This is a genomic window from Azonexus hydrophilus DSM 23864 (assembly GCF_000429605.1).
Classification (GTDB): domain Bacteria; phylum Pseudomonadota; class Gammaproteobacteria; order Burkholderiales; family Rhodocyclaceae; genus Azonexus; species Azonexus hydrophilus.
Genome location: NZ_AUCE01000011.1, coordinates 227,632 through 239,698, shown reverse-complemented (window position 1 = coordinate 239,698; position 12,067 = coordinate 227,632). Strand labels below are relative to the sequence as shown.

Here is a 12,067-nt window from a genome sequence, read left to right as displayed (position 1 = left end):
TTTACAGATCCTGTTTGATCGTGGCCAGAATGTCGGAATGAGCCTGTGCATTGATCTCGCGGCGCAGAATTTGCTCGGCGCCGGTGACCACCAGGGCAGCGACCTGTTCGCGAAGCTGTTCCTTGGCACGGACGGCCTCCTGTTCGATTTCAGCCTTGGCACCGGCGACGATGCGGTCGGCTTCGGCCTTGGCGTTAGCCTTGGCTTCCTCGATCAGTTGGGCGCCGCGCTTTTCAGCGTTGGCGATCAGTTCAGCAGCCTTTTCCTTGCCTTCACGGAGGGCATCCGTGGAGCGCTTGGTGGCCAGTTCGAGATCTTGCTTGCCGCGTTCAGCAGCAGCCAGACCATCCGCGATCTTCTTCGCACGCTCGTCGAGCGCCTTCACAATGGGCGGCCACACGAATTGCATCGTGAACCACGCCAGAATGAAGAACACAACGAGCTGTGCAAACAACGTTGCGTTCAGATTCACGGTTCTAGTCCTCTTCTAAAGGGTTGATCGAAGAGGATCAATTAAACCAGTTGGAACGGGTTGGCGAAGGCAAACATCATGGCGATACCGACGCCGATCAGGAAGGCGGCATCGATCAGACCGGCCAGCAGGAACATCTTGGTCTGCAGGGCGTTCATCAGCTCCGGCTGGCGAGCCGATGCTTCAATGTATTTGCCGCCCATGAGGCCGATACCGATACAGGCACCGATAGCACCCAGACCAATGATCAGGCCGGCAGCCAGAGCAACAAAACCGAGAACGTGTTCCATGACAACTCCTTGCTAAGTTTAAGTAATGAAAAGGTAAAGCGAAAACAGGGTTACTACGTTAAATCTGTTGGGTACTGCAAAAACGGTACTGCTTAGTGCGCTTCGTGGGCCTGACCGACATAGACCAGCGTCAGCATCATGAAGATGAAGGCTTGCAGCGTGATGATCATGATGTGGAAGATGGCCCAGATCGAACCGGCAATGACGTGACCGACGAAACCGAAGACGGTGGCGGTGCCGCCGAGCAGCGCGATCAGCATGAATACCAGTTCGCCGGCGTACATGTTGCCGAACAGTCGCATGCCGTGGGAAACGGTCTTGGCGACGAATTCGATCATCTGCATGACGAAATTGACCGGATAGAGCAGCGGATGGCTACCGAACGGGGCGGTGAAGAGCTCATGAATCCAGCCGCCGATGCCCTTGATCTTGATGTTGTAGTAGATGCAGATCAGCAGCACGCCGATCGACATGCCCAGTGCGGCGTTCAGATCGGCGGTGGCGACCACGCGCTGGTAGTGGATGCCGAACATTTCACCGATACGCGGCAGCAGATCGACCGGCACCAAGTCCATGGCGTTCATGAAGAAGATCCAGACGAAGACCGTCAGCGCCAGCGGCGAGACGAACTTGCGCGATTCGGCGCTGTGCACGATGCCCTTGGCCTGCTCGGAAACCATGTCGACCAGGATTTCAATCGCAGCCTGGAAGCGGCCAGGAACACCGGAAGTGGCCTTGCGGGCGGCCAGCCAGAGAATGAAGATGGTGGCCAGACCGAGCACGACGGAGTAAAACAGCGTGTCGATGTTGAGCACGGACCAGTCTACGACGGCTTTTTGCGCGTGACCAGTGGTGTTGAGGTGGGTCAAGTGGTGGACGATGTACTCGCCAGATGTCGGTGCTGCGCTACCTGCGGCCATGTTATCTCTTCCAAAAAGCTAAAAAACCTGCATGCAGGACAATCGCCAGGCCGATCAGCAAGCTCGGCCAGTGCATCTCGGGATACCCCTTGATGGCGATTGCCAGAATTCCGATGGTGGCCGCAATCTTGAGGAACTCACCGATGAAGAAATTTGCCGCGTAGGATGCCCCGGGGCGGTTTTTCAACATCGTCAGCCGGACGGCAAAGAACAAGTTGGGCAGTATCGCGGCCACTGCCGCAAACCCAACTGAAACAAGCCCCCGCGTACCCACGATCACACCGGCCAGAACTGCTGTTATCAATGCTGCACCAAGTTGCAGATATATCGCTCTCAACATGGTGTCATGCAATCCTTAGCCGGCTGTGCCACACAGACCTAAATGATACAAGACTTCAAAAATTACCGTCAATGAAAATTAAGGGTTTACCGCAATGCAGCATCCCGCCAAAACCGCTTAACGAAGCCGTCCGAGGATGCCTTCGAGTTGCTCGAGGTCGCCAAATTCGATGGTGATCTTGCCGGCTCCCTTCTTGTTGCTGCGAATGGCGACGGCGGCACCGACGGCATCGGAAATTTCTTCCTGCAGACGCAGGAGGTCACGGTCGACCGGCGGCGCGGCAGTCTGCTTCGGCGGATTGACGATTTGCTGGACCAGGCGTTCGGCTTCGCGCACCGACAAACCCTTCTGGACGATGCGCTGGGCCACCGCGACCTGCTGGGCGCCGGGCAGCGGCAGCAGCGCGCGGGCGTGGCCCATGTCGAGCTTGCCGGTCATCAGCAGTTCCTGCACCGGCGCGGCCAGTTGCAGCAGGCGCAGCAGGTTGGACGCGGCCGGGCGCGAACGGCCGACGGCGTCGGCGGCCTGCTGGTGGGTCAGGCCGAATTCGTCGATCAGGCGCTGCAGGCCCTGGGCTTCTTCGAGCGGGTTGAGATTCTCGCGCTGGATGTTCTCGATCAGCGCCATCGCCAGCGCCTGCTCGTCGGGAATGCTGCGCACCAGCACCGGCACTTCGCTCAGGCCGGCCTGCTGGGCGGCGCGCCAGCGGCGTTCACCGGCGACGATCTCGTAGCGCTCGGCGCCCGGCGTCTTGTCGACGGCGCGCACCAGGATCGGCTGCATCACGCCCTGGGCCTTGATCGAGCTGGCCAGCTCGGCCAGCGACGCCGGGTCCATCTGCGTGCGCGGCTGGTATTTGCCGGGCTTGAGGCGGTCCACCGGCAGATTGCGCAGTTCGTCTTCGGGTTTGGCATCGCTGCCGGCGAGCAGCGCGTCGAGGCCGCGGCCGAGTCCCTTCATCTTGATCATTTGGCGACCCTTTCGAGAATTTCCTGGGCGAGTGCGCTGTAGGCCAGCGCACCCTTCGAATTTTTGTCAAAGGCGATGACCGGCTTGCCGTACGACGGCGCTTCGGCCAGGCGGACGTTACGCGGCACGATGGTCTTGTAGACCTTGTCGCCGAAGTGGCTCTCGAGCTCGTTCGAGACCTGCTGGGTGAGCGTGCTCTGGCCGTTGTACATGGTCCGCAGCAGGCCTTCGACCTCGAGCCGCGAATTCAGGTGGTGACGCACCTTGCGCAGCGTCTCGACGAGGTCGGACAGGCCTTCGAGTGCGTAGTACTCGCACTGCATCGGGATCAGCACCGAATCGGCAGCGACCAGCGCATTGACGGTCAGCATGTTGAGTGCCGGCGGGCAATCGATGAGGACGAAATCGTACTCGTCGTGATTCTGCGCCAGCGCTTCCTTGAGCCGGTATTCGCGGCGGTCGAGCTCGATCAGTTCGACTTCGGCGCCGGCCAGTTCGCGGTTGGCCGGCAGCACGTCGAATCCGAACTCGGTCTTGATGCAGACCTCGACCAGGGAGGCGGCGCCGATCAGCAACTGATAGACGGTCGGCAGCGCTTCCTTCTTGGTGATGCCGGCACCGGTGGTCGCGTTGCCCTGCGGATCCATGTCGATCAGCAGCACGCGTTGACCTTCGGCACCGAGCGAGGCGGCGAGGTTGACGGCGGTGGTCGTCTTGCCGACGCCGCCCTTCTGGTTGGTGATGGCGAGTACTTTCATGAGCCCGCTTTCAGGAGGATGAGATGTCTTTCGGCGTCGAGGCCGGGTACGTGCAGGCGGATCACCTGGTCAACGACGATGTCCGCCGGCAGCGCAGCGATTTCGTCGTCCGGGCGGACGCCCTTCATGGCCAGCCAGCGGCCGCCGGGGGCCAGCAGATGACGCGTCAGTTCGACGAAAAGCTTGAGTTCGGCGAAGGCGCGCGAACTGATCTGGGCATACTGGCCGGTCAATTCCTCGACCCGGGCGTGGTCGACGGCGACGTTCTTCAGCCCGAGCTGGATCGCTGCCTGCTGCAGGAAGGTCGCCTTCTTCTGCACGGTATCGACCATGCGCACCGACAGTTGCGGCCGGGCGATGGCCAGCGGGATGCCCGGCAGGCCGCCGCCGGAACCGACGTCGAGCAGCGCCCCGTCGCCGACGTGCGGCAGGATGGCCAGCGAATCGAGCAGATGATGCGAGATCGCTTGTTCCGGATCGCGTAGCGCGGTCAGGTTGTAGGTCTTGTTCCACTTGAGCAGCAGGTCGCGGAAGGCGAGCAGTTGCTGCTGGGTGGTGTCGGGCAGGTCGAGGCCGAGTTCAGCCAGGCCGCTGGCGAGGGTGATCGTGCTCATGCGGCTTGCGACAGCTTGAAACGTTTCAGGTGGATCAGCAGCAGCGAGATCGCCGCCGGCGTCACGCCCTGGATCCGCGAGGCCTGGCCGATGGTCTGCGGCTGATGCAGCTTGAGCTTCTGCTTCACTTCGTTCGACAGGCCGGCCACCGTCGAGTAGTCGAGATCGGCCGGCAGTGGCGTGTTCTCGTAGCTGGCCGATTTGGCGACTTCCTCGGCCTGGCGGTCGATGTAGCCCTGGTATTTGGCGGAAATCTCGAGTTGCTCGACGACCTGCGGGTTGCTCTGCCCCTCACCGGCGCCGGGCAGGGTCAGCAGGCTGGCGTAAGTGACTTCCGGACGGCGCAGCAGGTCGAACAGATTGTATTCATGCTCGATGGCCTTGCCGAGCACGCGGATGCTGTCCTCGGCCGGAACGATCTTGGGATTGACCCAGGTCGCCTTCAAGCGCTCCTGTTCGGCGGCGATGGCGTCACGTTTGCGGCAGAAGGCGTCCCAGCGCGCATCGTCGACCAGGCCGAGCGTCCGGCCCTGTTCGGTCAGGCGAAGGTCGGCGTTGTCCTCGCGCAGGCTCAGCCGGTATTCGGCTCGGCTGGTGAACATCCGGTAGGGGTCGGAGACGCCGCGCGTGATCAGGTCGTCGACCAGTACGCCAAGGTAGGCCTCATTGCGCTTCGGGCACCAGCCGTCGCGGCCACGCACGTAATTCACCGCGTTGATGCCGGCCAACAAGCCCTGCGCTGCCGCTTCCTCGTAGCCGGTGGTGCCGTTGATCTGGCCGGCGAAGAAGAGGCCGTTGATGGCCTTGGTTTCCAGCGTGTCCTTGAGGCCGCGCGGGTCGTAGAAGTCGTATTCGATGGCGTAGCCGGGGCGCAGGATATGCACGTTCTCCATGCCGCGGATCGAGCGCACCAGCGCCAGCTGGATGTCGAAAGGCAGGCTGGTGGACACGCCGTTCGGGTAAATCTCGTGCGTGGTCAGGCCTTCCGGTTCGAGGAAGACGTTGTGCTGGGTCTTGTCGGCGAAGCGGTGGATCTTGTCCTCGATCGACGGGCAATAACGCGGGCCGACGCCCTCGATGACGCCGGTGTACATCGGCGAGCGGTCCAGCCCGCTGCGGATGATGTCGTGCGTCTTCTCGTTGGTCTCGGTGATCCAGCACGGCAACTGCTGCGGGTGCTGCGCCGCGTTGCCGAGGAAGGAAAACACCGGCAGCGGATCGTCCGAGTGCTGCTCTTCCATCACTGTGAAGTCGATGGTCTTGCCGTCCAGGCGCGGCGGCGTGCCGGTCTTCAGGCGGCCTTGCGGCAGGTTCAATTCTTTCAGACGCGCGGCCAGCGACACCGATGGCGGATCGCCCATGCGCCCGCCGGTGTAGTTTTCCAGGCCGACGTGGATCTTGCCGTTGAGGAAGGTGCCGGCGGTGAGCACGACGGCCTCGGCCAGGAAGCGGATGCCCAGTTGGGTGACGGCGCCGCAGACCTTGTCGCCTTCGACGATGAGGTCATCGCAGGCCTGGGCGAAGATGGTCAGGTTCGGCTGGTTTTCCAGGCGCGTGCGGATCGCCTGCTTGTACAGCACGCGGTCGGCCTGGGCGCGGGTGGCGCGGACGGCCGGACCCTTCGAGGCATTGAGGATGCGGAACTGGATGCCGGACTCGTCGGTCGCTGCCGCCATCGCGCCGCCCAGGGCATCGACTTCGCGTACCAGATGGCCCTTGCCGATGCCGCCGATCGACGGGTTGCAGCTCATCGCCCCGAGCGTGTCGAGGTTATGCGTCAGCAGCAGCGTGTTCGCCCCCGACCGGGCTGCGGCGAGCGCAGCTTCGGTGCCGGCATGGCCGCCGCCGACAACGATGACATCGAAACGGGTGGGGTAGAGCATCGGAATGGGAATGTTGCGGCGCAGTATGGGACCGGCGATTTTACGTCAGCTTGCTGAAAAATCACAGGCTTAGCCCGGCAACAGGCGGAAGGCCTCGGGCGCGTCTTGCCCTGCATGATGAACTCAAGTAATTTGCCGAAATGAACACACCAGCAGGCAACAGCCTTGGCGCGCTTGACGATGAGGAGATGCTCCTTGTCCTGCAGCAGTCGCTGACCAAAAAGCGCGTCCTGATCGTCGACCGGCACTCGCCGGCACGCGATTCGCTGCGCCTGATGCTCGGTGCGCTCGGCGTCACCGCGGTGCACGGTGCGGGCAGTTCGGCCGAGGTGATCCGCCAGGTCAAGGGCAACCGCTTCGACATCATCCTGTCCGATTTCGTGCTCGATGACGGCCGTGACGGCCAGCAGTTGCTCGAGGAACTGCGCCATGCCCACCTGATTCCGCTGGCAACGGTGTACATGATCATTACCAGCGAGCGCAGCTACACCAACGTGGTGGCGCTGGCCGAATTGTCGCCGGACGACTACCTGATCAAGCCGTTTACCTCGGAGCAGTTGCAGGCGCGGCTGGTGCGGTCGATCTACAAGAAACATGTATTGCGCAAGATCTACGAGCAGATCGAGCGCGGCGAATTGCACGAGGCCATCGCCGCCTGCGACCGGGTCATCCAGCAACAACCGATGTATCAGTACGACGCCCTGCGCTTCAAGGGGGAGTTGCTGCATCAACTGGGCCAGACTGGCGAGGCCGAAGCCGTTTACCGGCGTGTGCTCGAAGGACGCATCGCGCCCTGGGCAAAGATGGGCCTGGCCACCGCGCTGCGCGACCGCAACGCGCTCGACGAAGCCGAGCAACTGGCCGAGCAGGTCTTGCAGGAAGCGCCGGATTTTCTCTCGACTTACGACTTCCTGGCCTCGGTGCACGAAGCCCAGGGCAAGCTGAAGGAAGCCCAGACTGTACTGCAGCGTGCCGCCGATGTGTCGCCGCACAATACCGTGCGGCAACGCTTGGTCGGCGATGTGGCCGCCCGCAACAAGGATCTGCTGGCGGCGGAGAAGGCCTACAGCAAGGTCATTGCCCGCAGCAAGGGCTCCAGTCTGCGCACCGTGGACGATTTCGCCAACCTGTCGCGGGTTCTGGTCGAACGCGGCGATGTCGAGGCATCGCGCAAGGTGACGGCCGAGATGAAGCGCGAACTGCGCGGCGACAAGCAGGCCGAACTGGCTGCCCTGGTCAGCGAAAGCCTCTGCCTGGAAGCCGAGGGTGCCCCGGAGAAGGCCAAGCAACTGGTCGATCACGCCTTGTCGCTGCAGGGCGAGGTCGAAGCCGAAAGCCACAGCAAGGGCCGCGGCGTTTCACAGCGCTTGGCCATCGATCTGGCGCACGCCTGCTATGCGACCGGCAAGCCGGCGGACGCGGAAAAAATCATGCGCCAGGTCGCTGCCGAAAACCACGAAGACACCCACCTGATCGGTCACATCACCGATGTCTTCGCCAAGACCGGCCGTCCGGATGCCGGCAAGGCGCTGCTCGAACAGGTCGGTCGCGAGATCGTCGAGCTCAACAACAAGGGCGTCATGGCGGCGCGCGCCGGCGATTTCGAAGGCTCGGTACACCTCCTGATGCAGGCTGCCGACCAGGTGCCCAATCTGCAATTCCTGGTCAATGCGGCCAAGGCCATCTATACCCTGATGGACCAGAAGGGCTGGAGTCCCACGCTCGCCGAACGGGCTTTCGACTACCTGCAGCGGGCGCAGCGCAAGGACCGCAAAAGTCCGAAGGTGGTCTCGGCACGCCAGCTCTACGTCACCGTGGCGAAAAAATACGGTATCGAAACCACACTCTAGTCAGGGGATTGGCCTGGCTGGCGTGATAAAGTCGCCATTTTTCCCACCCCGGATCCTGCCATGTTCTCTGGAATTGTCGCGGCGGTTGGCCGCATCACCAAACTCACGCCGCGCGAAGTCGGTTACCGCCTGACGGTCGAAGCCGGCCGCCTCAACATCGACGATGTCGCCCTCGGCGACTCGATTGCCCACAACGGCGTCTGTCTGACCGTGGTCGGCAGGGAAGGCAGTGCCTTCCAGGTCGACGTGTCGCCCGAGACCTTGTCCTGCACCGTCGGACTCGATGCCCCGGGGCCGGTCAACCTGGAAAAGGCCCTGCGCCTCAACGACGTGATCGGCGGTCACCTGGTTTCCGGCCATGTCGACGGCGTCGGCGAAGTCCTGCGTTTCGACCCGGTCGGCGACAACCGCCTGCTGGAAATCCGTGCGCCGAAGGAAATTGCCAAGTTCATCGCGCGCAAGGGTTCTATCGTCGTCGACGGTACCAGCCTGACGACCAACGAGGTCAAGGGCACCGACTTCACCATCAACCTGATCCCGCACACGCTGGAAAACACCACGCTGAACCGTCTGCAGCCGGGCAGCAAGGTCAATCTCGAAGTCGACCTGATCGCCCGCTACTGCGAGCGTCTGCTGGCTGCCGAGCGCGAGGCCTGAGCGCCAGCCGACGAACGGCGGTTGAAAAACCGCCCCCCTGCCCCCATAATGGTTTCCATGGTTGTAATTCCAGCAATCTGGAGGCGTTCTGGACAGGGGTTCGATTCCCCTCACCTCCACCCAAGGGCATTGGCTGCAGTGCGTTTGGTTGGGGGTGTACTGGTTTCGACAGGGCGGGCAAAGGTGCGCAGGCAACTCGTCAGGCGATCGACGTTAATGAAGCAAATCCATAATTGCCAATGATGAGCAATTCGCTATTGCCGCCTAAAAACGGTTAGCCGGGGCTGCTAGAGCCTTGTTACCAAAGATAGCCGGCGGGGACTTCGGTCCCCGTCGTCAATTCCGGATTCCCTTTTTCAGTGATCGGCCACGTAGCGGAAGCTGCGCGTCGCGTGGACGCCGGCAATCCGTTCCGGCACCAGGATGCCGCTGCGTTCAAGCTGTTTGACGATGCGCGAGATGGTCTCGAAGCGCAGGTCGGTGATGTCGGCGATGGCCTGTCGCGTCGGCAGCACCACGCCGCCATCCTGGCCGGCCAGCAGGCGGACCAGGCCGAGCACCCGGTCGACCGCCTGACCGCCGCGCAGGGCAACGATCTCGGCGGCCCGCTGCTGGGCGCGGGCGAGCGAGGCGAGCAGCGATTCGCCGGCCAGTGCCTGGTCGCCTTCGGGCCAGGGGCTGAGTTCGCAATCGGTCAAGGCGCTGGCCGAGAAGGTGTACACCCCGAACAACAGTGTTTCGCAGCCGACGATGTCGCCGCCAATCGCCAGGCTGGCAAAGCGTTCGCCGCCGGGCTGCTGGCTGTCCAGGCGCAGCACGCCGCGTTGCAGTCGCCAGGCCAGGCCTTCCTCGCCGGCCTGATGTAGGCGCTCGCCGCAGGCCAGCTGCCGCCGCCGGACGGGCTGCTCAGTCGCCTTGCGATCGATCGTGAAAAAAGCCATTGTCCCCTCCTCTGCAAACGCAAAAAGCCCCGGTCGCCGACGACCGGGGCTGCCTTCAGGCGGCCGGATCAGAACTTGACGTTGATGCCGGCATACAGCGAACGGCCCATGCCCGGAACCGGGGTGCCCCACAGCGGGACGACGCCGTTCGGTACATTGTTGGCAGAGGCCGACATCGTCGTCCCTTGACCCAGGTAGGCCCCGCCCAGCGGCATTTCGTAATAGCGGTCGAACAGGTTCTCGACGCCGAAATCGAAGCGGACCTGCTTCCAGGCATGGCTGAAGCGCAGGTTGACCAGGCTGTAGCCCGACGTCTTCATTTCGTTGCGGGCATCCGAGACCTTGTTTTTCCCGGCCACGCCGATCACTTCCAGGGCATTGTCCCAGGCGCCGGTCTTTTGCGTCAGCGTCAGTTTGGCGTTCAGCGGCATGATGTTGTACAGGTCGTCGCCGGTTTTGCGGTTCTTGCCGCGGGTGTAGCTGAGCATCCCGTTCAGGCCGAGTGCGCCGATGCCGGATTGTGCCAGCGGCATCTTGCCGGACAGGTCGAAGCCATACAGGCGGGCCGAGTGATTGGCGTAACGCAGCACCGTGAATTGGTCGCGCAACGGGACCGCCCGGGGGGCATTGGCAGTGGCATCCCATTGCACGGCATCAATGTAGTCGGTGACGTGGGTGTAGTACGGCGTCAGCTTCAACTCGCGGCTGCGGTCGGCGTCGTGCCAGTCGAAGGTGGCCGAGAGTTTGTGCGCTTTCTCCGGCTTCAGGTCGGGGTTGCCGACGTAGCCATTGCCGTCGCCGACGAAATTGTTCATCAGGGCAGCCATCTGCCAGGTCGACCAGGGGTAGGCTTCGTACAGGCTGGGCGAACGCGTCTTGCGGGCGAAGCCGAATTCGATGTCCAGACCGGCGTGCGCGGTGTAGCGGGCGAGTGCGGTCAGGTTCCAGTTGTTGTCGCTGCGCGAGCGGTCGCGGGCGTTGAACAGGTTGGCATCGCGGCCCTGGTTGCTACCCATGCCGCCCGGGTTGGCGTAGCCGGCGACATCGCCAGCGTCCATGGTCACGCGTTCATAGCGCAGGCCGAGCAGTGTCATCCAGTTGGCGCTGGCCCGGCTTTCCCACTCGCCGAACAGGGCCTGGCGGTCGCGCTCGCCGTTGTTGATGTTTTCGAAGGTGCCCGGCCACATGCCGCTGCCGGAGGCCGGCCACCAGTCGTCGAGGCGATAGCGCTGGAACTCGCTACCGACCCGCAGCAGATCCTGGTCGCTCAGTTTGACATCGGCTTTCAGACTCGCGCCGGTGGTCCGGCTTGCGGTGTACATCGGCATGCCTTGGGCGCAGGAGCCAGAGATCGCGCCGCAAGCGACCGGATCAATCGTGGCGGGAGCGGTTAGTGGCGGCGTCCGAGAATCGTTGCCATACCACCAGCGCTTGTCCCGGCCGAAATCCATGAAATGGTCGACGGTCTCGTGATAGGCCCGGGCTTCCAGCTTGCCCCAGTCGTATTCGCCCAGCCAGCGCAGGTTGATGCGCTTCTGTTCGTTGTCGAGCAGGTCCATGCGCTGGTTCGGGTAAAGCTGTTCCGGCATGTCCTGGTAGCCGAGTTTCACCTCGAACAGGTGATTGGCGTTCTTCATCGCCATACCGAGGATGTGGTTGCCGGTCTGGTAAGCGGTCGAGCCGACTTCGTCGCGCGACATCCGTTCGCCGGCGCGGCCGGTGGCGGTGTAATTCTTGAAGTTGCGGCCGGCGCTGTAGTTGTTGGCTTCGCTGTAGGCGCCGGTATAGCTCAGGCTGATGTTTTCGGTGGCAGCGGTGGCGCTGGCGTTGGCGCCACGCGCATCGTTATTGCTGCGGTAGAAGGCGCCGACTTCGCCCTTGAATAGGCGTTCGCCGGGGGCGGCGAATTCCGGCGCGCGGGTTTCGGCGACGATGCTGCCACCGATGCTGTCACCCCCCTGGCTGACCGGGCTGATCCCGGCATAGACGGTGAGTGTGCCGACCTGGCTGGGGTCGAGGTAGGACAGCGCCGGGTTCATGTGGTTGGGGCAGCTGGCGATCAGGTCCATGCCGTCGATCTTGATCCGCAGCCGGTCGTCGGCCAGGCCGTGGATGGCCGGCAGGCTGGAGACGGCACCGGCGCCGTAGAAACTGACCCCGGGGACATCCTGGAGCAGGCCGGCAACGTCGCTGCTGCGCGCACCCTGGCGGCGCAGTTTGTCGCCTTCCAGCTGGGTGGTGCTGCCGGCAGTCTGGTCGCGCTCGGCGCTGACGACGATTTCCGCCATGGCTGCACTGTCCTGGGCCTGGGCGGGAATGGCAAAGGCCAGCGCCATGGCGAGCGCCAGCGGCCGGATGCGGTGATCCATGAAT

12 protein-coding genes and 1 other RNA gene are annotated in these 12,067 nt (G+C 63.1%); 3 read left to right on the top strand and 10 right to left on the bottom strand.

All coding sequences use genetic code 11. From position 1 onward, the window contains the following. Nucleotide 1: 1 nt before the first annotated feature. From G471_RS0101755 to mnmG, 8 genes are all read right to left on the bottom strand, one after another. Entirely contained in the window at nt 2-472 is a 471-nt protein-coding gene (locus G471_RS0101755; protein WP_028993803.1) for a F0F1 ATP synthase subunit B, read from the bottom strand. A gap of 41 nt (nt 473-513) precedes the next feature. Continuing rightward, nucleotides 514-762: a F0F1 ATP synthase subunit C gene (gene atpE / locus G471_RS0101750; RefSeq protein ID WP_028993802.1), complete on the bottom strand. Its 249-nt coding sequence runs from the start codon at nt 760-762 to the stop codon at nt 514-516. 92 nt (nt 763-854) lie between these two features. Beyond that, the gene (atpB, locus tag G471_RS0101745; RefSeq protein ID WP_028993801.1) at nt 855-1,682 is read right to left on the bottom strand and encodes a F0F1 ATP synthase subunit A; all 828 of its coding nucleotides are present in this window, start codon (nt 1,680-1,682) and stop codon (nt 855-857) included. 1 nt (nt 1,683) lies between these two features. Further along, on the bottom strand, nt 1,684-2,022 hold the full coding sequence (locus tag G471_RS0101740) for an ATP synthase subunit I (RefSeq protein ID WP_028993800.1): 339 nt from the start codon (nt 2,020-2,022) through the stop codon (nt 1,684-1,686). A gap of 117 nt (nt 2,023-2,139) precedes the next feature. Next, nucleotides 2,140-2,991, bottom strand: coding sequence for a ParB/RepB/Spo0J family partition protein (locus G471_RS0101735; RefSeq protein WP_028993799.1), 852 nt, complete (start codon nt 2,989-2,991; stop codon nt 2,140-2,142). After that, nucleotides 2,988-3,749, bottom strand: coding sequence for a ParA family protein (locus G471_RS0101730; protein WP_028993798.1), 762 nt, complete (start codon nt 3,747-3,749; stop codon nt 2,988-2,990). The genes G471_RS0101735 and G471_RS0101730 overlap by 4 nt, the downstream gene beginning before the upstream one ends. Then, complete coding sequence (gene rsmG / locus G471_RS0101725; RefSeq protein ID WP_028993797.1) at nt 3,746-4,363, bottom strand: 16S rRNA (guanine(527)-N(7))-methyltransferase RsmG; 618 nt, start codon at nt 4,361-4,363, stop codon at nt 3,746-3,748. The genes G471_RS0101730 and rsmG overlap by 4 nt, the downstream gene beginning before the upstream one ends. Then, a complete protein-coding gene (gene mnmG, locus G471_RS0101720) occupies nt 4,360-6,246 on the bottom strand; it encodes a tRNA uridine-5-carboxymethylaminomethyl(34) synthesis enzyme MnmG (RefSeq protein WP_028993796.1) in 1,887 nt (628 codons plus the stop codon). Before mnmG ends, rsmG begins: the two co-directional genes overlap by 4 nt. A gap of 140 nt (nt 6,247-6,386) precedes the next feature. On the opposite strand from mnmG, the gene G471_RS0101715 reads away from it, so the two are divergent. From G471_RS0101715 to ssrA, 3 genes are all read left to right on the top strand, one after another. Then, nucleotides 6,387-8,096 carry a response regulator gene (locus G471_RS0101715; protein ID WP_028993795.1) on the top strand — a complete coding sequence of 570 codons (1,710 nt, stop codon included), beginning with the start codon at nt 6,387-6,389 and terminating at the stop codon, nt 8,094-8,096. 60 nt (nt 8,097-8,156) lie between these two features. Then, nucleotides 8,157-8,753 carry a riboflavin synthase gene (locus G471_RS0101710; protein ID WP_028993794.1) on the top strand — a complete coding sequence of 199 codons (597 nt, stop codon included), beginning with the start codon at nt 8,157-8,159 and terminating at the stop codon, nt 8,751-8,753. Between the two features lie 8 nt (nt 8,754-8,761). After that, nucleotides 8,762-9,092, top strand: a transfer-messenger RNA (tmRNA) gene (gene ssrA, locus G471_RS18560). A 17-nt stretch (nt 9,093-9,109) separates the two neighbouring features. On the opposite strand, the gene G471_RS0101705 is transcribed toward ssrA, so the two are convergent. Continuing rightward, nucleotides 9,110-9,694, bottom strand: coding sequence for a Crp/Fnr family transcriptional regulator (locus G471_RS0101705; protein ID WP_028993793.1), 585 nt, complete (start codon nt 9,692-9,694; stop codon nt 9,110-9,112). A gap of 68 nt (nt 9,695-9,762) precedes the next feature. Further along, nucleotides 9,763-12,063, bottom strand: a complete 2,301-nt coding sequence (locus G471_RS0101700; RefSeq protein WP_028993792.1) for a TonB-dependent receptor — start codon at nt 12,061-12,063, stop codon at nt 9,763-9,765. Between the last annotated feature and the right edge of the window lie 4 nt (nt 12,064-12,067).